The 21,109-nt window shown below is 59.0% G+C and carries 21 protein-coding genes and 1 pseudogene; 4 read left to right on the top strand and 18 right to left on the bottom strand.

The genetic code is table 11. From position 1 onward, the window contains the following. Window positions 1–31: 31 nt before the first annotated feature. The 12 genes and pseudogenes from R3E49_RS12320 to R3E49_RS12265 form a co-directional block, all read right to left on the bottom strand. On the bottom strand, window positions 32–787 hold the full coding sequence (locus tag R3E49_RS12320; RefSeq protein WP_371295333.1) for a guanosine-3',5'-bis(diphosphate) 3'-pyrophosphohydrolase: 756 nt from the start codon (window positions 785–787) through the stop codon (window positions 32–34). Between the two features lie 20 nt (window positions 788–807). Further along, window positions 808–2,016: a hypothetical protein gene (locus tag R3E49_RS12315; RefSeq protein WP_371295332.1), complete on the bottom strand. Its 1,209-nt coding sequence runs from the start codon at window positions 2,014–2,016 to the stop codon at window positions 808–810. A gap of 764 nt (window positions 2,017–2,780) precedes the next feature. Continuing rightward, complete coding sequence (locus tag R3E49_RS12310; RefSeq protein ID WP_371295331.1) at window positions 2,781–3,125, bottom strand: hypothetical protein; 345 nt, start codon at window positions 3,123–3,125, stop codon at window positions 2,781–2,783. Window positions 3,126–3,277: 152 nt separating this feature from the next. Then, a complete protein-coding gene (locus tag R3E49_RS12305; protein WP_371295330.1) occupies window positions 3,278–3,985 on the bottom strand; it encodes an ABC transporter ATP-binding protein in 708 nt (235 codons plus the stop codon). 4 nt (window positions 3,986–3,989) lie between these two features. Further along, window positions 3,990–5,192, bottom strand: coding sequence for an ABC transporter permease (locus R3E49_RS12300; RefSeq protein WP_371295329.1), 1,203 nt, complete (start codon window positions 5,190–5,192; stop codon window positions 3,990–3,992). Beyond that, entirely contained in the window at window positions 5,189–6,340 is a 1,152-nt protein-coding gene (locus tag R3E49_RS12295; RefSeq protein ID WP_371295328.1) for an efflux RND transporter periplasmic adaptor subunit, read from the bottom strand. The genes R3E49_RS12300 and R3E49_RS12295 overlap by 4 nt, the downstream gene beginning before the upstream one ends. Continuing rightward, window positions 6,337–6,945: a TetR/AcrR family transcriptional regulator gene (locus R3E49_RS12290; protein WP_371295451.1), complete on the bottom strand. Its 609-nt coding sequence runs from the start codon at window positions 6,943–6,945 to the stop codon at window positions 6,337–6,339. The genes R3E49_RS12295 and R3E49_RS12290 overlap by 4 nt, the downstream gene beginning before the upstream one ends. Window positions 6,946–7,665: 720 nt before the next feature. Next, the gene (locus tag R3E49_RS12285) at window positions 7,666–8,943 is read right to left on the bottom strand and encodes a hypothetical protein (RefSeq protein ID WP_371295327.1); all 1,278 of its coding nucleotides are present in this window, start codon (window positions 8,941–8,943) and stop codon (window positions 7,666–7,668) included. Window positions 8,944–8,981: 38 nt separating this feature from the next. Beyond that, window positions 8,982–9,494: pseudogene (locus R3E49_RS12280) on the bottom strand (CHC2 zinc finger domain-containing protein); the annotation flags it as partial. Between the two features lie 82 nt (window positions 9,495–9,576). Beyond that, window positions 9,577–10,032, bottom strand: a complete 456-nt coding sequence (locus R3E49_RS12275) for a GatB/YqeY domain-containing protein (protein ID WP_371295326.1) — start codon at window positions 10,030–10,032, stop codon at window positions 9,577–9,579. 13 nt (window positions 10,033–10,045) lie between these two features. Further along, window positions 10,046–10,261: a 30S ribosomal protein S21 gene (gene rpsU / locus R3E49_RS12270; protein WP_371295325.1), complete on the bottom strand. Its 216-nt coding sequence runs from the start codon at window positions 10,259–10,261 to the stop codon at window positions 10,046–10,048. 159 nt (window positions 10,262–10,420) lie between these two features. Next, on the bottom strand, window positions 10,421–11,218 hold the full coding sequence (locus tag R3E49_RS12265; RefSeq protein ID WP_371295324.1) for a hypothetical protein: 798 nt from the start codon (window positions 11,216–11,218) through the stop codon (window positions 10,421–10,423). Between the two features lie 250 nt (window positions 11,219–11,468). On the opposite strand from R3E49_RS12265, the gene tsaD reads away from it, so the two are divergent. Next, window positions 11,469–12,503: a tRNA (adenosine(37)-N6)-threonylcarbamoyltransferase complex transferase subunit TsaD gene (gene tsaD, locus R3E49_RS12260; RefSeq protein ID WP_371295323.1), complete on the top strand. Its 1,035-nt coding sequence runs from the start codon at window positions 11,469–11,471 to the stop codon at window positions 12,501–12,503. 12 nt (window positions 12,504–12,515) lie between these two features. Here tsaD and R3E49_RS12255 read toward each other — a convergent pair whose 3' ends face one another. Then, complete coding sequence (locus tag R3E49_RS12255) at window positions 12,516–13,616, bottom strand: EAL domain-containing protein (RefSeq protein WP_371295322.1); 1,101 nt, start codon at window positions 13,614–13,616, stop codon at window positions 12,516–12,518. A 159-nt stretch (window positions 13,617–13,775) separates the two neighbouring features. Between R3E49_RS12255 and R3E49_RS12250 the strand changes: the two genes are divergently transcribed. Further along, a complete protein-coding gene (locus tag R3E49_RS12250) occupies window positions 13,776–14,789 on the top strand; it encodes a MerR family transcriptional regulator (protein WP_371294831.1) in 1,014 nt (337 codons plus the stop codon). A 9-nt stretch (window positions 14,790–14,798) separates the two neighbouring features. Here R3E49_RS12250 and R3E49_RS12245 read toward each other — a convergent pair whose 3' ends face one another. Together R3E49_RS12245 and xrtH are read right to left on the bottom strand one after the other, a co-directional pair. After that, entirely contained in the window at window positions 14,799–15,416 is a 618-nt protein-coding gene (locus tag R3E49_RS12245) for an exosortase H-associated membrane protein (protein WP_371294832.1), read from the bottom strand. Continuing rightward, on the bottom strand, window positions 15,413–15,910 hold the full coding sequence (gene xrtH / locus R3E49_RS12240; RefSeq protein WP_371294833.1) for an exosortase H: 498 nt from the start codon (window positions 15,908–15,910) through the stop codon (window positions 15,413–15,415). Before xrtH ends, R3E49_RS12245 begins: the two co-directional genes overlap by 4 nt. Before the next feature lie 63 nt (window positions 15,911–15,973). On the opposite strand from xrtH, the gene R3E49_RS12235 reads away from it, so the two are divergent. Together R3E49_RS12235 and R3E49_RS12230 are read left to right on the top strand one after the other, a co-directional pair. Next, a complete protein-coding gene (locus R3E49_RS12235) occupies window positions 15,974–16,144 on the top strand; it encodes a hypothetical protein (protein WP_371294834.1) in 171 nt (56 codons plus the stop codon). Beyond that, window positions 16,144–16,614 carry an LEA type 2 family protein gene (locus tag R3E49_RS12230; protein ID WP_371294956.1) on the top strand — a complete coding sequence of 157 codons (471 nt, stop codon included), beginning with the start codon at window positions 16,144–16,146 and terminating at the stop codon, window positions 16,612–16,614. Before R3E49_RS12235 ends, R3E49_RS12230 begins: the two co-directional genes overlap by 1 nt. Before the next feature lie 12 nt (window positions 16,615–16,626). Here R3E49_RS12230 and R3E49_RS12225 read toward each other — a convergent pair whose 3' ends face one another. From R3E49_RS12225 to R3E49_RS12215, 3 genes are all read right to left on the bottom strand, one after another. Beyond that, window positions 16,627–17,979 (bottom strand): sodium-dependent transporter, encoded by a 1,353-nt coding sequence (locus R3E49_RS12225; protein WP_371294835.1) that lies wholly within the window; start codon window positions 17,977–17,979, stop codon window positions 16,627–16,629. A gap of 64 nt (window positions 17,980–18,043) precedes the next feature. After that, window positions 18,044–19,135, bottom strand: a complete 1,092-nt coding sequence (locus R3E49_RS12220) for an AsmA-like C-terminal region-containing protein (protein WP_371295321.1) — start codon at window positions 19,133–19,135, stop codon at window positions 18,044–18,046. A gap of 382 nt (window positions 19,136–19,517) precedes the next feature. Continuing rightward, complete coding sequence (locus tag R3E49_RS12215) at window positions 19,518–21,011, bottom strand: IS91-like element ISVsa3 family transposase (protein ID WP_108565998.1); 1,494 nt, start codon at window positions 21,009–21,011, stop codon at window positions 19,518–19,520. Window positions 21,012–21,109 lie beyond the last annotated feature (98 nt).

Below are 21,109 nucleotides of genomic sequence, written 5' to 3'. Positions count from 1 at the left end.
GGCCTCGGGTAAGTCACGAAGGCGCTCAGGGTCAGTATTGTCCAGCAGATCGCAAAGCTTCACTTGCATTGCACCTATAGTCCCCTGCTCCGCCAACCACTCGATACGTTGCGCGGTCATCATCCGGATTTTTGGTCAGCGCACTGACGATGTCAATGGTTTCGTCCGAGTAACCCCGTTGGTGCAGGTCATCTGCGGTGATACCGCAATCTTCCATCACGTCGTGCAACAGGGCGGCGTGGCGGACATCCTCTCCCGCATCGGGAAACAGCGCCTGCAAGCGCATATGTACACGCAGCGGATGCTGGGCATAAGCGTGGCCAGCCTTGTCGGTTTGCCCGGCATGCAGTTTGATGATCCAGGAAACCGTGTCATGTACGCGCCGCTCTCTTGCCCAGCGATCCCATGTCTCATCCGTGACCTTGTCGTCATCAAAAATGCCACAGACATCGAGTGTATAAATCTGGCCGGCAAGATCCGCATGGAAGTCCTCGTCGACGCCGGGTAGGCCGTTGCCCTCGGTATCGGTGACACACTGGGTCAGCAACAATAATTCATCCCAGAATACCAACTCGACGGGGGGTTCTCCCCAGACGTGCTCCATCGCTTCGCTCAAGGATTCAACCTTCTGCGGACGACGTTCTTCTGGGCCAGGAATAAGGTAATGCAATTCCGTAGCCCAGTAGTGATTAACGCAATACCGTACAATTGCCTTGATCGCCGCCCATTCCTCGATGGAGGCATCGACGGCGGCGAAGGCATAGTCTGTGCGTTCAATGGTGATCATAGCCCTGGCTTAAGACACACTTACTGTTTGATGGAGAGGCTTTCAGCTCTTTTCATGGCACTCTGACCGCGCGACTTGTCGCTGAAATAGGCCTTGAGTAGTGCATCAACCTCATCAAAGGTAGTGAGAGATAATGCCTGGTTTGCCGTGACAGCTTGCTCCAAGATTTTATTGGCCTTTTGCAGCTGTTCCAGCGCGTACTCGTAATACTCAATCTGACGTCTGACGCGCTTGCTATCGCCATGGATATCCCGATGCGCGTGGGCCAGATTCAGCCCCATATCCGCGGCCGTAATATACAGTTCGAGCCAATCGGATTCCTTGGCTAAGACCTGCCTGTTCTCTGCTTTCACCATATTGCTAATCGCTTCACGGGCATCGGGCTTATCGTTATAGGTGAGCCAGTTCCGGTAGGCTGTATCGCGAACCAGCTTCAAATGACCCGCATCATCAATCTTGAAGTTCAATTTATCCGGATTAATCCGTTCATCGGCAATTCTCCCTTCTTCAGGCCTGAATTTCAGCACCAGCAGCTGCTTTGAATGCTGGTTGGCGTTGGGAAAATCAGGGCATATTTGCTTAACCTTAGGAATAATGGTGTTCTTTAAATACGCGGCAGGATTGGCAGCCAGCAGCGAGCTTTTTACCTGGTCATTCTCGTATTCAGCAATCACGCTGACATACGCGTGTTGGCACCAGGCTTTGCCGGCTGAATAGAAATGAGAGTGTGTAACCAGCCCCGGCGCTCTGTGGAGAACGTAATCAGTAAATTCTGGGTAGTCGTCGACCGATTTTTTATCCCGGCTCATAGCAGCGGGTTTCAGCTTTGGCTGATCCTTGGCACCGCACAGTACCGGCAGATCATCCCACTTGCCGCTACTAAAGTCACCGTAGACCGGAAAGAGATCGTCCCATGACACCATCTTGCGCTGGTCCCGGTCATACCAAGAATTGTGTCCCTTTAAGCCCATGTAAGGCGCATCACCAGCGAGCTGACGATACTCCTCGGCAGTGAAGTTGTGGTTATCCTGGGATTGATAGGCTTTGTAGCTAATCACCCCCGGTAGCCTGGAACAGGACGGCCGCTTATCCCGATCAAGGTACTGCTTGAACGAGATAACAAAGACATTGCCGTATTCGGTGGTGATGATGTCCTGTGCATGTGCCGAAGAAATTCCCATTGCTGCAACCATAAGGATCAACCGAAGCGGCCCGTACCAACGAAACATCGCAGAGTCCCTTGTCCTGGTTAATGGATAGGATGGATTCCCTCTCCGGCCTGAGGGTAACTGCCAGCCATAAACCTTCACCTACCTTAAACCGATATCATAACCGCATGGAGGGAAGACCGAGCCATTGGGCCCATGAAACCGTCAGGTTTAGACAAAATGCTAGAGCTTCGCCAGTCGTGCGGTGAAATCCATCGGGCTTCAATCTAAAAAGGAAGTGTCTGCTCAGAACGGTGGCGCTGGTAACGACCAGCGCCCTCGTCCTGGGCGGCCACCGGATGGGGCATAATACACACCCTAAAACCAATAGCTTACCGCTCAACTGCGGAATCTCGAAGCGTCAGCTATGATGCCCGACAGTGCCAGACGTTGCCTGCCAATGCCGGTCACTCCCACTCAATTATCAATAAGCCTTTTTTTATCTTTTATATTCAATGGCTTATTTTCCTGCTAAACGGAAATACCATGAAAAATACCATGCTCAGAAAATCCTTCAAAATGCTCGCAATGCGCCGATTGAACGCTTCCGCACAACACCCTTAGCCACTTTCTGAGTTTTCATTTCCAAGTGCATGCCCTCCTGCTCCTGAAGGACATATCGACGAAGGGTGGTCGTGCCTGGTTTCAATAGTTAGCGACGTTCATGTCAGGTTAACAAAACCGATCCGCGCCTGGACCGACGTGCTAACGCGTTTTTTATTCACAACCTACCTCTTTCTGGATGGGTGGCTTTCATTTGCCCCGGCAGACCCCGCATCACCTTTCTACAATCCTGGATGATCAAAATACTCCGTATATTGATCCAATGTTCTGACGATATGCGGCAGACCCTGCGGTGATGCCGGTTCGTCCTTCATCCGGGCGGCGCCTGCCAGCAATTCCCCAATAAATACATGCAGTGTGGCATCGGCGGCGGGTTCCAGCTTGCAGTTGGCGATCATGTACGCGATCTGTGTATTGATTTCACTACTCAGCTTGCCGGCCTCGGCGGGCGTCATCGAATCGTTGTGGTAGGCGGGAACAGCCTGCAGCACGGCATCATTGATACGCTGCATACTCTGACGCAATGGCATATCTGTTTGCCATTTTTTGCCATGATCCAGGCTCAATTTTGACGCCTCGGGCGCCTGGTGCGCGTGCTGATCGTGCTGGTGACCCCGCCAGCACACCGGCGGCCATAGAAGTACACACAACGCCGAGTGCGAGTGACACCGCGCGGGTTAATTTCATCATTGACTGCCTCCTGTCTGTTATAACGTGGTTATTGAAATGCCCTGCCTTCACCCGCTTCCTCATGGGTCACGCCATCGCGGATGTGATAGATGCGCTTGAAGGTGGGGATGATCTTTTCATCATGGGTCACAACGATGACCGCGGTTTCAAACCGCCGAGCCATGTCGTTCAGAATCCGTATCACCGTGAGTGCCCGCTCGCTATCCAGCGGGGCAGTCGGCTCGTCGGCGAGGATCACCGGCGGGCGGTTCACGAGGCCGCGGGCAATGGCGACGCGCTGCTGCTCCCCACCGGAGAGTTGCGACGGCATGGCCCTGGCGCGGTGTTCGATATCCAGCGCCTTCAACAATTCGTTGGCCCGCTTGCGTGCCTCGGCGTTTGGTACGCCGGCCAGCATGGGTAACAGGGCGACGTTGTCGGTGACATCCAGAAATGGAATCAGATACGGCGCCTGAAACACGAAGCCGATGCGGTCGCGACGCAAGGCGCGCAGGTCTGGAATCCTCCAACCCTTGTCATAGATCACCTGATCACCCAGCACCATGCGTCCGGCGGTAGGTTCGATCACCGCCCCCAGGCACTTGAGCAGCGTAGTCTTGCCGGAGCCGGAAGGACCGATCAAGCCGACGACCTCGCCGGGAGCGACGTGCATATTGACGCTCTTGAGCGCGTCAACCGCGGTGTCGCCCGTGCCATAGCGCTTTCCCACCCCCTCAATGAGAATACCCTTACCCATCCCGTCAGCCCCCGATCGCTTCGGCCGGGTCAACCTTGAGTGCCATGCGGATGGCGATGAGGCTGGCCAGCACACAGATCATGAGCACCGCGAAGAAGCCCGCAACCGTGTCGAGTGGCATGAGTAAGACGTACTTGGGGAAAAGCGGCGCGGCAAAGGTCGCGGTGATCTTGCCAACGACGAAGCCAATCACACCCAGGGCGATGGCCTGCTGCATGATCATCGCCGCGATGGTGCGGTTGCGCGTACCGATGAGCTTGAGCACCGCGATCTCGCGGATCTTATCCATGGTCAGCGTATAGATGATAAAAGCGACGATCGCCGCACTGACGATGGCGAGAATCACCAGAAACATACCGATCTGCTTGGATGAGGTGGCGATCAGCTTGCCGATCAGGATCTCTTCCATCTGTGAGCGGGTATAAGCGGTCAACCGTTGCCAGCGCCGAATGGGCCGCGCGATCTCTTCGGCACTGTAGCCTGGTCTGATACGCACCAGTACCGCATTGACATAGGGATTGTTGCTCTGGGAAGCGATTACCGCATCGAGTAGTCCAGGCACGCCGGGACGGTTGAGTGATGGATTCTCAGCGGTACGCCTGCGCTGTTGCAGGACGGCGTCGTTGTCCTTCAGGAATTGCGCCTCCTGGGCGTCTTTCAGTGGAATGAACACCATCGGATCACCGCTGGAGGAGACCATGCGCCGAGTGAGCCCGACTACGGTGTAATGGTTGCGGCGCACCTGGATACGCTCTCCGAGCCTGAAACCGGCGGCGATATCGGCCACCGCTTCGTAGTGGCTGCGGGTGATCTGCCGCCCGGCCACGAGATAGGGAGGCCAACCCGGCTTTCCGGGCGATCCTGCAACAACTCCGACCACCATGGCGCGCACATCGCGCCTGCCCTGGCGCACCTGCATGGTGAGATAGGTCACGTTGGCGGCTTCTGCCACGCCAGGCATGGCGAGAATGCTGCGGTAGAGATCGTCATTGATACTGGACGATTCGGCGTAAGGCCCCAGGGTATCTTGCTGCACCACCCACAGATCCGCGCCGCTGTTGTCGAGCAGCGCCTTGCCGTCGTCCACCATGCCCCGGTAGACGCCAGCCATGGTCAAAGTCACACCGATCAGCAGCCCCAGGCCGATGCCGGTGAAAACGAACTTGCCCCAGGCATTGAGAATGTCTCGACCGGCGAGACTGATCATTTTGCTACCCTAGGGAGTTGCTCGACGATGTGGAGACGGCTGCGTTTGCTCAATGCCTTTTCGCTATAGACCACCACTCGGTCACCGATATCGACACCATCAAGTATCTGTACCTGACCGTCGAGATCACCTGTGCCGAGTTTCACAGCAACGAAACGCAACCCTTCGTCCTGCACATGCCACATACCCAGTTGGTCTTCCACTTCGCGTATGGCGGCGTTAGACACGACCGGCATGGCAGGCAGTTCGGGCAAGCTAACGGTCACCTCTGCCAGTTCACCAATGGGTGGAAGGGGATCGGGCAGGTCATCAAACACAATCTTGGCGAGTATCTCTTCCGTCACGGCGTCGGCGAGCGGCTCCACCCGCAATACCCTGCCTTTCAGGCTCTGCCCGTTGCGCGAGCGCAGGGCAATCCTGGCTCGCAACCCCGCAGCCAGACCTGTGGCGCTGATCTGATCGAAACGTACATGAATCCACAGGCTCTGAGGGTCGATAACATCCACCACGGATTGGCCCGCCACAACCGTACTGCCGGGATCCGCGTTACGCGCCACCACCAATCCATCCACCGGGGAGACCAGACGCATGTTGTTTCTCTGGGCAACGACTGCCGCGCCATCGGCCCGCACGCGCACAAGTTCTTCCTTCGCGGCTGCCAGTGCTGCATTGGCAATCTTCAAATCCTGTTTTTTGGTATCTACTGTCTCTTCGCTCGTGGTACGCGCAGCCAGCAGTTGCTCGTAGCGCTTTGCCTGGCTTTGTGCATAGGCCTGGCGCGCTTGGGCTTCGCGCAGAGCGGCCTCTGCGCGTTTAAGTGCCGCCTCCTGTGCATAAATCCTGTCATCCAAATCTATGGGGTCCATTTCCCCGAGCAGTTGCCCGGCCTGTACCCGGTAACCGACATGCACATCCAGTTTTTTTACCCGCCCGGCGAAGGTCGGACCGATGCGATAGGTAAAGCGTGCCTCAACGGTGCCGACGCCAAACAGGGAGGGACTGATGGGCCTGGCCTCCACGGTGGAGACGGTCACCGCCACCGGCGCCAGTGGGCCGGAACGCAGTGCAACGTAAACGAACAGCGCCAGCAACGGTAAGACAACACCGAGAAGCGCCAGGGTACGGCTCTGGAGGGGAATGATCTTCATTGCTTACTCCGAATGCCGCGAAGAAAGATCGCAAATACCCTCGGCGCGTCTTCTCGAATCAGCTCAACGTCGCCGGCCAGCATTGACTGCATGACCAAGCCCTGGATCGTGCCAATAAACAGGATCGCGGCAGCGCTGGTATCCAGCGAGGCCGATAACTCACCAGCCGCCTTGCCCTCTTCGATAAGACCTTGCAGACGCTCGCCGTAGCGGCGAATGAGCGTCTGCGCCATGCGTTTGGGCGCTGTCAGCCTGGCGTGCTGCAACTCCCCGAACAGCATGCGTGGCACACCCGGGTTCTCAACGACGAACTCGATGTGGGTCATAAAAATCGCCTCGATGGCTGCGACCGGCGTGGGTGCCGCGCGTGCGGCATTGTCCACACGGGAGAGCAGACGGTTCGCCACAAACTCCATCACCGTCTGCAAGATGGCATCCTTGGTCGGGAAGTGTTTGAACAACGCGCCCTGGGTTACACCCATGTGTTTCGCGATGGCCGTTGTCGTGATCTCACTGGGATTTTGTTCGGCAGCGAGCTCTATTACGGCATCGACGGTGGCAGCACGGCGCTCATCGGCTGACAGGTTTTTTCGGCGTTTATTCATCATCACTTATAAAGATAGTAAGTTATTACTATCTTATTCATCCGAGGCCAACTGTCAAGACATTACGCTGCCATAGGAGCCCTTCACACAGAGGGGATTACGTTAAAGATGATCAATATCCAGAGATCCACACATAGAGCGAAGTGCAATAGCTCTTTTTATTTCTGTAAGTTAGGTGAGATGCTGGTACTCATAGCCAAGAGACTGGGCTCTTATATCCAGCCCTCGCTTGGTTAAACACCAGCCTCTGGCATCGAAGGCATACTGACTGGCGCGAAGGCAGTCAGCTGCGCATTCCCGCATCAATTGCCCCGATACCATGCCAGCATCAATCCACCTCTCATGGTATCGCTGGTTTTGGTGTTACAGTGCGCGGAAAATACCATGAAAAATACCATTGATGATGTAGATTATATTATCAATAAGATCGTATTTATTATTATATTTCAATTGGTTACAAATTCCTGTCACTCCCACTCGATTGTAAATAAGCATTTATTTTTCCTATTTTTCATACAGTTACAAATCGCCATATTCCAAATACCATGAAAAATACCATGCTCAGGAAATACTTGAAAATAATTTCATTTTTTTACTGGTTAGCCCAGCCTTAAAGGGCAAGCACCAGAACAACCGAGTGTCCCCTATGGATGGGGTTAGCAAAAAACTCACATGCTGACGATGTTACAACATCTCTCCCCTTAGCGCTTCAAAGGGATCTCAGTCATTCTCGACAACAATGGCAAAATGCTCAGAACGCTTCCCGGGGAGGCCGTCTTTGCGAAATCTGGTGCCCCACACGCCGAACATGACACGCTCATCGGACAAATACACGTTCATGCTTTCAACCTTTAGTCGCACTGTGCTCTTACCTGACTCAACCAACACGATATCACCGCTCTCGATACCCAAGATATCCTGACACAGGGCTACCGCCTCACTTTCGAGTTCCTCCCCCCACCGCTCTAGGTCGATCTCCAATCGCTGCCAGGCTCGCCTCGCAGTCACAAACGGACCAGTTTCAGACTGTGAGAACCACAGCCGATCGAATAGGGCGAGCCGCTCGTTCGGCACAGATCTATCCATGTCATAGGTCGCATCTACCAAACTGTCATAAATCGCCCGCGCCTCCTGTAATGCCTGCAGACGCTCGGCATAAGGCTGCTGCATCCCAGATCGCGAAATTTTGCCCGGTAATCGCTGCTCCCTCTCCGGCACCAGGCCTATTGGACAAATTTCTTTCAGGGGGAATCGAGTGGTCTCAAACTGGTCATGCGACCAGGAATTGTCCAACTGGGCTCTGATCCAGACCTCGTTAGAGGATACGCACAGTTCCGTCTTCGCTTTCGAGTACACACGGGGAGAGGATATCTGATTCACAGACCACGCATGTTCCAGGGCTGACATGTCGGCAGCAACATAGGCACAGCCGTTAGTTCGCGCTAACCGAGAAAGATGAGCAATTCGCCGCAGGAAATTTTCTGTCGCCCGGATAGAGATACTAGGGCCCATTGAACGAGAGTACCGTTCGTCCGATTGTCTATGGAAAACTAACAGCTGCTCCTTCGCGTGAGGCAGCAATTTAGCGACAAGATTACTCAGACTGCTAATGGCTCCATTCATGCTTGCAGCTGTCGTTCTCGCTTCAACCCATTTTTCATACCGAGTCTGAAGAATGATCAAAACCTGCGCAGCGAGTTCCGAGGGGATGGATCGGATGCCATCATAGGCCAGCACAGATTCACCGACCTCTATTCCCGTCGTAGCCAATTCATCGAAAGCCAACTTGAGAAATTCCAACTGCAGCTTAGAGAGCCGTATTGAGGTGGTTGATCTTGCCTGTTTTTTTAACCGCTTTTCGACTTCCGTACGATAGGCTTGAAGTGGTGGCTGTCTTGGTTTGCGGCCGGCAGCAATCTTGGCCCAATAGCCCCTCGGCGGTTTAGGCACTTGCAGCCGTTGACACAGCTTACCCAGGGCCACATCAGAAATACCCAACTCACGTGCCACCTCTATGGCAGGGCGCGCCCAAACCGCAGGTTGTCCCAGCCGGGCGGAGCGAAGCCGAGGTCGAACTGGCGGGCGATCTCCCCGGTGAGCCCGCGGGACTTGAGGTAGTCGACCGCTCGCGCCGCTGCGGGATGTTCGCGCAACTGGCGCCGGTAGAAGCGCGCCGCCTCGTCGAGGATGGCGTAGAGGGGCTTGTTGACCTCTTCGCGGCGGGGTTGCGCCGGGCCCGGTCCGCTTTGCTCCCGGGGAACCTCCAGCCCCAGGCTGCCTGCGAGAACGTCCACCGCCCGGGGGAAGTCGATGTTCTCGTAGTCCATCACGAAGCCGAGGGCGTTGCCGCCGGCGCCGCAGCCAAAGCAGTAGTAGAACTGCTTGTCGGGGTTGACCGTGAAAGAGGGCGTTTTTTCTTCGTGGAAGGGGCAGCGGGCGCTGTAGTTCTTGCCGGTCTTTTTCAGTTTCACCCGGCGATCAATCACCTCGACGATGTCGATGCGATCCAGCAGGTCGTCGAGGAACTGTTGCGGAATGCGTCCGGCCATGAAGGGATTCGTTGTTGTGCCAGCCAGGGCCGGCTATTGAACCACGCTTGTGGTCCGCGCGTCAGCTGCCCAGACGCGCCTTTCAGCTGCCCAGACGCGCCTTGACGATGCGGCTGACGGCGCCCATGTCGGCGCGACCCTGCACCTGGGGTTTTACCTCCGCCATGACCGCACCCATGCCCTGCATGCCGCTGGCGCCCGTGTTGACTATCGCGGCGTCGACAATGGCGGTGATTTCAGCGTCGCTCAATGGCTGGGGGAGGAAGTCCTGGATCACCGCAATCTCGCGGTTTTCCTTCTCGGCCAGCTCGTTGCGACCGGCGTCGAGGTACTGCTGGGCGGAGTCCCGCCGCTGCTTGACCATTTTGTCGAGCACGGCAAGGGCGCGCGCATCGTCAATCTCGATGCGCTCATCCACTTCTATCCGCTTGAATTCCGACTGGATCAGCCGGATGGTGCCGAGACGCTCCTTGTCGCGAGCCTTCATGGCCGCCTTCATGGCGTCCTTGATCTGGTCGACGAGGGGAGAGGAGCTCACGGTCCGGGGCGCCTCAATACAGGCGGGTGCGCTTGCGGTTTTCCCGGGACAGCTTCTTCAGGTGACGCTTCACCGCCGCCGCAGCTGCGCGCTTGCGGGTGGTGGTGGGCTTTTCGTAGTGCTCGCGCTTGCGTACTTCTGCCAGTACACCGGCTTTTTCACAGGAGCGCTTGAAACGACGCAGGGCGACGTCAAAGGGCTCGTTTTCTTTCACTTTGATTTGCGGCATTAATCGGTTACCTGTCAGTTCGGTTAAGGCTCGGCCTTGAAAAGGTCGCGCATTCTATACCCAAGTGAGGGGCAATGCAAAGTGTGTTGACGTCATTTGCAAGTGGCGTGGGCCTAGCCCTGCAGGGAAGGCCCGTTAGTTGGATGCTGTACCGTGGAATTAGTCTCGTTTGCGCAATACCCGGATACCGGCGATGCCGGTGATCGCCGACAGCAGGAACAGAAAGGCGCCACCCAGCGTGGGAATGGCGCGCGCCGACGAGCTGCCGGAGATGGCGTCGTCGACTGTGCCTGAACCGACCACGATGGGGTCGTCGGTAATCGGTGTCGGCGCGGCCAGGTTGACATAGAACTCGTCCATGCCGAAACAGAAGGTGCCGCCTTCGGAGTCAAACCAGAAGGCGCGGATGCCGTCGAACTCCGGCCCCAGATAGATCTCCCGGAAGGCCCCGTCGCCGCCACCGCCGACGGTCCCCCAGTCCTCGGAGGGCAGCTTCTGGCGGAAGCTTTCGGTGGTGCCGTCCACCGAAGCGATGATGTAGGTGTCCTCGTTGCCGGTCGCGGGACCGCCACCGATTTCCGTGTTGCTGGTCAGGCGATAGTAGTTGAGATCAAAGGGTTCGCCGCTGGCCAGTTCGAAGCGCAGGGTTTCCATGTTCCCGCCCTCTTCGATCCAGTGGCCGTGGACCACTCCGTCGCCGGCACCGTAATAGTTGCCGACCGAGACGGTCGCCCCGCTCGGGGTAACCATCATGTCCACGCCGCCCTCGCTGTAGCTGACGAAGCTGTATTGTGTCGAGGCTCCGTCGATCGGATCGACCACTGTGCTGTCAGCTTGCACGCCCGCACCGCTGTTGAAGGATACGATGACCCCGGACTGTGCCAGGGCCAGGGAGGCGGTGAACAGGGCCGCGCTGGCTGCGAGTTGTGCTCTTCCTCGGGTCTGAGTGCTTGTCATTGTCTGGTTTTCTCCTTGCGTGGCGTGGCGTGGCGTGGCGTGGCGTGGCGTGGCGTGGCCGGCGCCTGTAGGGGCGCTAGTCTAAGTGATATTCACTTCGAATCTGAGGGGTTCAAATTGAAATTGGTGGTTTTGGAAAAAATCTGTGACCCGCGTCACAAAATTGACGCCTCCCTCGCCTTCCTCGCCTTCCCGCCTTGTTTGCTTGCCTCTGCTATCATGGGTGCCTAATCAATAGGATCTGCACGACATGCTGGTACTGGGCCTGGAAACCTCCTGCGACGAAACCGGGGTGGCACTCTACGACACCGATGGGGGCCTCTTGGCCCACGCCCTGTTCAGCCAGGTGGACATTCATGTGGAGTACGGCGGCGTGGTGCCCGAGCTGGCCTCCCGGGATCATATTCGCAAGGCCCTGCCCCTGCTGCGGGAAGTGCTGGCCGAGGCCGGTTGCCGGGCGGAGGAGATTGATGCCATTGCCTATACCGCCGGCCCGGGTCTGATCGGGGCGCTGATGGTGGGGGCCACCCTGGCGCGCAGCCTGGCCTGGGCCTGGGGTATTCCGGCCCTGGGAGTGCACCACATGGAGGGCCACCTGCTGGCACCGATGCTGGAGGCCGAGCGCCCGGACTTTCCCTTTATTGCCCTGCTGGTCTCCGGTGGTCACACCCAGCTGGTGCGGGTGGACGGCATCGGTCAGTACCGGATGCTGGGGGAGTCCCTCGACGATGCCGCGGGCGAGGCCTTCGACAAGGCCGCCAAGATGCTCGGTCTACCCTATCCCGGCGGTCCGCACATTGCCCGCTTGGCGGAGTCCGGCGATCCCCGGCGTTTCACCTTTCCCCGGCCCATGGTCAATCGTCCGGGTCTCGATTTCAGCTTCAGCGGCCTGAAAACCCACACCCTGACCACCGTGGCGGCCTGCCGTGAAGAGAGCGGCCTCACCGAGCAGGACAAGTGCGACATCGCCCGCGCCTTCGAGGAGGCGGTGGTGGGGACCCTGGTCATCAAGTGTCGCCGTGCCCTGGAGCAGGAGGGCCTGAAAACCCTGGTGATGGCGGGGGGGGTGAGTGCCAATCGCAACCTGCGGGCCCAGCTGCAGAAGGCTCTGGGCAAGGTGGGAGCCCGGGTCTTTTATCCGGCGCCGCAATTCTGCACCGATAACGGCGCCATGATCGCCTATGCCGGCGCCTGTCGTCTGGCAGCGGGGGAGCGGGACGGCGAGGCGCCCCAGGTGCGCGCCCGCTGGCCTATGCAGGAGCTGCCGGCGCTGGCGAACGCCTGAGGCACCCGTGCGCTACTGTCCGCCCGGGGTGATCGGGCGCGGCCTGGCGAACAGAAAGCCCTGGTAGAGGTGGATGCCCAGTTCCCGGCACAGCTCCGCCTCGACCTCCTGTTCCACCCCCTCCACCAGGGTGCGAATGCCGAAGCCGTGGACCAGTTCCGACAGGGCCTTGAGCAGGCGGTATTTGCCGCTGTCACGACTGGTAAGGCCCTGGATCAGCCCCATGTCGAACTTGAGGAAATCCGCCGGCACCTCGGCCAGCTCCAGCAGGCGTGCCTGACCGGCGCCGAAGTCGTCGTAGGCGAGTTTGATCTCGAGTTCCCGCAGGGTGTCCCGTACCCGAGCCATCATTTGCAGGTCCGTGACCGCCGCTTCGTGCACCTCGAAGACCAGCTGCAGATCCGGGTGCCGCCTGCGCAAGTCACGGATTTCCCCCAGCAGGGCATCCATGTCCTGACATTCCGCGGGGTGGTTGTTGAAGAACAGGGGCTCCCGCAGCCCCGCTGCACTGGCCTGCTCGAAGGACCGTCGGCGCAGCAGGCGGCTGAGTTCGACTTCGCGGCCCACGGAGGCGGCCAGGGCGAACAGCTTGCCCGGATGCAGGTTCTCCGTCGGGTGGGTGCAGCGGCCCAGCAGCTCGTAGCCGAACAGGCTGCCATCGGCGTGTACCAGGGGCTGGATGTGCGCCTCAACCAGGCCCTTGTCCAGCACTTCCAGGAAGGCGGCGCTCTCCACCGGGAAGGATGTCACAAGTGGTTGCTGGCTGACTTCGGTTTCCGGGCTGAAGGGGTACGTAGCCAGCAGCGTGACTGCGGCGGCCTGCTCGCCTCCGCTGAGATAGCTGACCAGCTCGCGACGCAGCAGGAAGTGGTGGTCACGGTTGGCAAAGTTGGCGACCTCGGGGGGCTCGTGCTGGATGCGGGCCAGCAGATCCTGCAAGTACCGGCGGCCGCCCTCGCTGTCGATGAAAAGCGTGCAGAGATCATCGACAGCACGCCACTTGCTGACATCTATGTCGCGTTCCTGCTCCGCGCTGAGCAGGGGATAGCGGCGGGCCTCTGCAAACAGCCGCTCAAGCTCGCGATCGTCGGTTTCGGTCTTCCAGTTATCCACGTCGTCGCTCCTGTTGGTTTGGCATATATACGCTGCACCGGACCGCTTGGACAAAAATTCCGGACAGTTGTCCAGATAACATGCAGACATAACCTCGACAACTCATCCAGAGTGCCGCCTGGAGCGTACTAACCCCGGACACCAACTGAGGCACGTGATATGAACGCAGCGGTAATGGAACCTCGCCCCCTCTACGGCATTGGTACAGTGGCCAGGCTGACCGGCTTGAAGCCGGACACGCTCCGGGTGTGGGAACGGCGCTATGGGCTGGGCGCGAGCCACAAGACGCCAACCGGTCGCCGGCAGTACACGCAGGCGGATCTGGAGCATTTGCAGCTGGTTGCGGCCCTGGTCAACAGTGGCTCGCGCATCGGCGAAATCGCGTCAAACGAACGCAAGACCCTGGAGATGCTGCTGCGCGGCAGGGGCAAAGGTGGCCGCGGTGCGCTGCCCGCACCCAAGCCGCGGGTGGTGTTCATCGGGAATCCGCTCTGTGAGTGGCTGGACGAACACCAGGGTTGCCTGGCAGGGGTGGATGCGCTGCTGGTCCGCTTGCCCCTGAACCAGATTACGGCGAAAGAGTGTGAGGAGATTGGCCGTGCCGACAGCCTGGTCGTGGAGTGTGCCAACCTCACGGGCGCACAGACGCGCCAACTGGGTGATCTGATTCGCAACCTCCAGGTGGAGAAAGCCCTGGTCACCTACCAGTTTGCCAGCGAGCGCTGGCTGCAGTCGCTGGAGCAGCAGAATATTGCTGCCACCACCTTCCCGCCGGATCCGGCCTACCTGGCCTTTGAGCTGGCGCGCAGCGTCGCCGACAAGACGGCAAGCCTTGGCGATACCAATCTCGGTGAGCTCATGACGGCAAAGCCGCGGCAGTTCACCGATCTGCAGCTGAGTGCGGCACGGCAGTTGAAGAGCACGCTGGATTGCGAGTGTCCGCGCCACATCGCCGACCTCATCCGCTCGCTCGCCTACTTTGAGGAATATTCGTCTAACTGCTCGGTCGACAACTGGAGTGACGCTGCCGTGCACGCCTGTATCTACGCCTACACCTGTCAGGCACGATGGCTTATGGAAAAGGCCCTGCAGGCGGTGCTCGAGGACCGAGGCGAGGAGTACCAGGCACTCATGCGTGAACTGGCCAATGGCCGGGTGGGCGATGCCGCCTAGTGTCGTGAGCTAGCGACTCCGCCCGTCGCACTCGGCGCCCTGACCCAGGAGCAGGGCACGCCAGTGCGGGCTGTCCCGCACCGACCAGGCCCACAGCAACACGGGCGCGACCGTTGGCACAATCAGCGTGCTGAACTGGAACAGCAGCGCGATAGCGTCGGCGGAGGGCAGGGGTGTGGTGGTGGTCTCCCAGAGAAGATCGCCACCCAGCCCCAGCATCAGATTTTTCAGGGTCACCGACACGATGCCGATGAACATCAGTGCCCAGAGCACGAGCAATCCACGTGCAAATCGCTCCAGCGAGCCGACAATGCGGCTCGAGAAGTGGAGCGCTGCGTAGAACGGGATGGAGTAGGAGAGAATACGGGTGTTCAAGGGGAGCGCCAGCTGGTAGTCGGCCTGTTCCAGAGGTACAACGGTTTCCCCCATCTCGCCAAACTGCGTCAGGACCAGCAGCTGATGACCCTCGATCGCCACCGACTGCACCACCTCCGGCAGAGCCCAGGACAGGAGAGCCTCAGCCAGCCACAGGGCGGGCACCGCGGGCAGGGCGCCCAGCGCGTACCAGAGCGCAAAAAAGGGAACCATCAACAACAGCACCAGGCCGATGAACCGGTAGAGCGTCATCCGCTGGCGGCGCCGGGTCGCTGTTCGAGATAGCGCAGGTAGAGGATGAACACCACAAGCACATCCAGCATGATAAAGACGGGCCACAGGTACAGGTGGGTCCAGTTGAATATCTGCAGATTCCACTGGCCCAGGTAAAACAGGCTGATGATACGTGCAATGTTCAGAGTCTGGATGGTCAGGAATCCGGCGAGGATCGCCACCACCCGGTAGCGCCAGGGTGCGGGGTAGGCGAGGACTCCGGCCACCAGCACGATGGCTGCCTCGACACCGTTGCAGCCGGACTCAATGGAGACCGCAAAGCCGTTAACGCTGTGGGCAATGACCCGTCCGTAGGCGATGACGTCACTGTCAAAGGGTGTGATCAGGGCGGCGCTCAGTGTCGCCAGGGAGGCCGTGAAGGGTTGCACCACAGCCGCCTGCACGGGAGCGAGCATCTCCGCAGTAAACAGCGCAACCAGCACGGCGAGGAATATCAGGATAAATTTTACCATGCGGGTGCTATCATCAGCCTTGAACGCTGCGCTTCGGCGCAGGATAGCATAGAGGAGATTTTTGTGTCGCCGACCGCTCGCAATACGGGGATTGTCGTCACGCTGGGCATGCTGGTGTTCAGCAGCTGGATGTACCTGCAAACCGGTGACTGGGTGGCTATGGTCTTTGCCGTGTTCAGCCTCGGTTATGGCGTGTTCTTCTTCTCAGTCACACCTCGGGATCGCGACTCGTGATGAACCGCGTAATGAAGCCGCGGTGGCGAGTTCTCTGTGCGTTGTTGTTGGCGTCTTTCCTGGCTGGCTGCGCCGGGTTGGGGCCCTCGATCGACCCACCCATCATCAGTGTCGACAGTGTGAAAAGCCTGCCGATGGTCGATTCCGGCCCGCGCTTTCGCATCGTGTTGCGCATTGCGAATCCCAACGCGCAGGCTCTGGATATCGCGGGCATCAGCTACGGAATCGCGCTGCTCGATCGCGAGTTGCTCAGCGGGGTGACCAATCAGGTGCCAACCATAGAAGGTTATACCGAAGAACAGGTGACGATTGATGCCGGCGTCAACCTGTTGGAGGCGTTGAAGCTGTTGGGCAGCCTCGGTCGAACCCGGGGCGATGCGCTGGCCTACAGGTTTACGGCAAAAATTGATTTTCGCGGTCTGATTCCTACCCAGTACGTTGAGGACAGTGGTGAATTGCGTCTGGACTGATAGACGGGCCGCTCACTCCAGCAGGGACTGGGCAAAGATCAGCAATATGATCAGCGGGCAGAACACACGCACATAGCCCGGCCACAGCTTCCAGAACAGGCTGTGTTCGACACCGGCGTTGCCCTTGCGCAACTCCTGCAGCAGCGTGTCGCGGTGCCATACCCAGCCCGCATACAGGCAGAACATGAAGCCGAGTAGCGGCTGGCTGTAGCGCGTCGTGACGGCGATGACCAGCCCGAACAGTGCCTCGAAATTCAGCAGAATAACTGTGCTGACCAGCGCAATCGTCGCACCGATCACCAGTACAGCGGGTTTGCGGGCCACGCCGTGCTCCTCGATGGTGTAGGCAACCGGTACCTCCAGCATGGAGATCGAGGAGGTCAGTGCGGCGATGGTCATCAGGAAAAAGAACACCAGGCTCACACCAATACCCGCCAGGCCCATGCTGTCGAACAGCTTGGGCAGTACCGTGAAGATCAGCGTGTCTTCCGAAATCAGCGCACCGCCCGCGGTAAAAATTTCCACGCCGCTGTTCAGGGCCACGTACATGGCAGGCAGCACCAGGAAACCGGCCAGTACGGCGATACAGATGTCGACCAGCGTAACCAGGCCCCCCACAACGGGCAGGTTTTCCCGATCGCTGATATAGGAGCCGTATATCAGCATGGTACCTACGCCCAGGGAGAGCGAGAAAAAAGCAGCCCCCAGTGCTTTGACAATCAACCCCGGTGCCAGCGCACGCTCAAAATCCGGCAGCAGGTAGACACGCAGGCCCTCCATTGCCCCGTCCAGGGTCAGTACATAAATGACCAGCAACACTAGCGACAATAACAAGAGTGGCATCAGGCGACTGGACCAGCGTTCAATGCCCTGCTGTACACCCTCGGAGATGATGCCGACGGTCAGCGCCATGAAGATCAGCATGAAGACCAGATTTCGCGAGAAACTGAAGTCCGTAAGCCAGTCGCTGGCGGCGCCCATTCCGGCGAGATCGGTGAGCGCGGCCAGGCAGTGAGCCAGCATCCAGCCGGCGACAATCGCATAAAAGCTGAGGATAAAGCTGGCGACAACTAAACCGATGACGCCCGTGCCGCCGCCAATGCTGCGCAGCACACGGTTCGGAGAGATCTGGCGCAGGGCACTGACCGCATTGGCATGCGCATGACGGCCGATAATCAGCTCCGCCATCAGCGCCGGGTAGGCCAGGGTAAAGGCGAGAAACAGATAGACCAGAAGGAAAGCGGCGCCGCCGTTGCTCGCGGCCTGCGTCGGGAACCCCCAGATATTGCCAAGCCCTACGGCGCTGCCCGCGGCAGCCATGATGAAGCCAAAGCGCGAGCTGAACTCGCCGCGGGGAGATGCCATAAAAATGTCCGTAAGTGCCTGCCGGGTAGTGGCGCAAAGTGTAGCACGGTGATGTGGTGCGGGCTTATTGCGCGAGCATGACTTCACAGGGCCGCGTCGTGTCAGACTGCGACCGACTGCCGCCGAAGATTTTCACCAACAAACGCGGGACGAAGAGCATGGCTTCGGCGGAAATGTCCAGGGTCGCAGCGATGGGGGACACGCTGGTGCGTGGGCTCGCCATGTCCCCGCGCAGGCTGATGCTGGAGGGGAACTGGATGCTGCGCGACTTGGACCGCGGCGTCAGTGTCAGGGCGAGGGTGCGCTTGGGCAGGTTGAAGCTGCCTACGCCAGTGGCGATCATGTTGGGTGATTCGACGAACAGGCTGTCGGTGCGCGCAATCCCGTCCTCCAGGGTGAACTGCGCCATGGTGCAGTCCAGAAACGTGGATTTTTCCAGTGCAGCACCCGAAAACAGCCAGGTCAGGATGCCGGTCGCGAGGACATCGTAGGCAGCGCCCTCCACGGTCGCATTCTCCAGCGCAAAGGCCATGCTGCCGTCCAGCTGTTGCAGCAGCTCCGCCCCCGTGGCGCCCTGGGCGCTCACCCCGCCGCGCAGATTCAGGGAGCCGCTGATATCCGTCTCGATACCCAGATCTCGGCTCAGCGTATTGAGGGGGATCGACTCTGCCTGTCCCGCGACACTCACACCGGGTGGGTCCAGGCTGATGTCGACTATGCCCCGAATGGCGGCTGGCGCCGTATCGTAGCTGAAATCAAACTGGTCGAGCAGATAGGTGGTGCCGCTGCCGCTGACGTGCACGTTGATATCGTCAAATCGGGTAATCTCCCCCTGCAGACTGCCCACTTGCAGACTCAACTCTACCGGGTAGCGTGGCAGCTTCGCGAGCAGCTGTTGCACTGAGGTTTTGCGCGTGCCGGCATCGACGTCTTCGCCCTGCTGATGGTCCGCGGCATCCGCATTCGTGCCCGCCGCTTGCAGTCCGAGATCCTCCAGGCGCACCACCGCGGAAGACAGAGCCGCTTGCAGGCTGTCCAGGGTGCCACTGTTGTGTGTCAGCTCGACAGACAGCGCGAGATCGGTCTCATCCAGACGCGCGTCCGCTTGCATCCGCGCCGAGTGGGTGTCTGCCGCCAGTTGGATTTCGCCGGCCACAGGTTTCAGTGGTAAGCCTGTCAGTATTTCGAGCCAGCCCCGGTCTTTACTCGCGTAGCGTATGCTGGCCGCTGTACGCCAGTCTGCTGCCCGATACTGTGCTTCGCCACTGACATGCAAGTTCAGCGCTGCATTCTCCGGGCTGTTACGTATAGGAAGAATAAACGCCCTTTTCACCCAAGTCCAACAGCTTTGGACCGCAGTTGACTCTTTCGACACCCCTGCGATGCAACCCAATCCGGCTGACGGGGAGCCAGCAACGCTGAAAATTTACCCTCCTCTTTCCCACTAGCGGCTCCTTTTCCGACAACCAGCACGGCGGATCCCTGCCGCGGCGCTGTGAACGCAGCATTTTGATTGGTATCGTTGGCCTTCAGGCTCGTCAGTCAAACAGACCCAGGAGCAGCTCAGCCGGTGGCGCCCGGCTTTCGGGTAACGCCCTGGTCCCGCTGGTTTCGGCTTTGTGCTTCAGGTGATCAAGGATCTGCTTGATCACTATAGGGTCTTCAATGCAGGCGATGACTTTCATGGCGCCGCCGCAGCCGCTGCAGGTCTCGATGTCGATATTGAAAACACGCTTGAGCCGTTGCGCCCATGTCATCGACGCTCGCCGTTGTGCTGGTGTTGCCGGTTCATCAGCCACCCTGACCTTGTTGCCCCTGCCCCGTTTTGCCGGCGTGACCAACGCCCGGTGCCGACTGTTGGGTGCGAACACCCCGTGGAAGCGGGTTAGGTTGACTCTGGGCTTCGGTACCAGGGCGGCCAGCCTTGCAATGAAATCCAATGGTTCGAAAATGACGTGCGTGGTGCCGTCCCGGTACGGCGTCTTGAGCTGGTAGCGCACGTTGCCGCCTCGTGTTAACGACAGCCGCTTCTCGGATACCGCCGGGCGGCTGATGTACCGGCACAGCCGTTCGAGCTTCTTGCGTTCATCGGCCCTGGCCGCCACGCCGGCGTGCAGGCTGAACCCGGCTACCTTGCCAATCCCGTCACCGAACGGATCACCACTGGTCGGCAGAGTTTGCAAAGTGAACACCTTTCGCCCCGCCTGTGAACCGACAGCGATACGGTAAGTGATCGAGTGCCCCAGCAGGGGTGTCATCGGGTCGTCATCCACCGCATCCGAGGCCAGATAGCTGTTTTCGACATCCCGTTCCAGCAGGCCTTGCCGTTCCAGATAGCGACCCACCCGGTGGGCGATGGTGTGCGTCAGCTGGGTGAGCTCTGGGCTGGTCGGCGCCTTGACCCAGCGGAAACGCGCTGAGCCGTGGGATTGCTCGACATACACACCGTCGAGAAACAGCATGTGGAAGTGAACATTCAGATTGAGCGCCGATCCAAAACGCTGGATCAGGGTGACCGCGCCCGTCTTGGCCACTTGGTGGGTATGGCCCGCTTTCTTGACCAGGTGCGTGGCAATGACGCGGTAAACGATGCCCAGCACCCGCCCCATGATCTCGGGCCGGCTGGCAAACAGGAAACGCAGCTGAAACGGGAAACTCAACACCCACTGACGCATGGGTTGTTCAGGCAGTACTTCATCAACCAGCAAGGCGGCACTTTCGGCCATCCGCCGCGCCCCACAGCTCGGGCAGAAACCGCGACGCTTACAGCTGAAAGCGACCAGGTGCTCGGCGTGGCAAGACTCGCAGCGAACCCGTAGAAAGCCATGCTCCAGCCGCCCGCATTGGAGAAATTCTTCAAATTCCCGTTGCACATAGCCCGGCAATTCCTTTCCCTGCTCTGCCATAAGCGCAGCGAATGCCGGGTAATACTCGTCAACGATCTGATAGAGAAGGGTTTGCTCGGGTCGGTGGCTCTGGTAACGACCAGTATCCCGATCCCGGCTGGCCGTCCTGGCCGCCACATGAGGCATGTTCCGCGTCCTTGCAATACTGTGTTTACATACAGTCTATCGCTTAGCGGAAAGTTCTTTTACCCTCAGCCGAAATGCCTGCCGTTGCTAGACATTGC

Source organism: Haliea sp., assembly GCF_041395985.1.
Classification (GTDB): domain Bacteria; phylum Pseudomonadota; class Gammaproteobacteria; order Pseudomonadales; family Halieaceae; genus Haliea.
The sequence above is the reverse complement of the archived record's forward strand: the minus strand, read 5'-3'. Positions and strand labels throughout refer to the sequence as shown.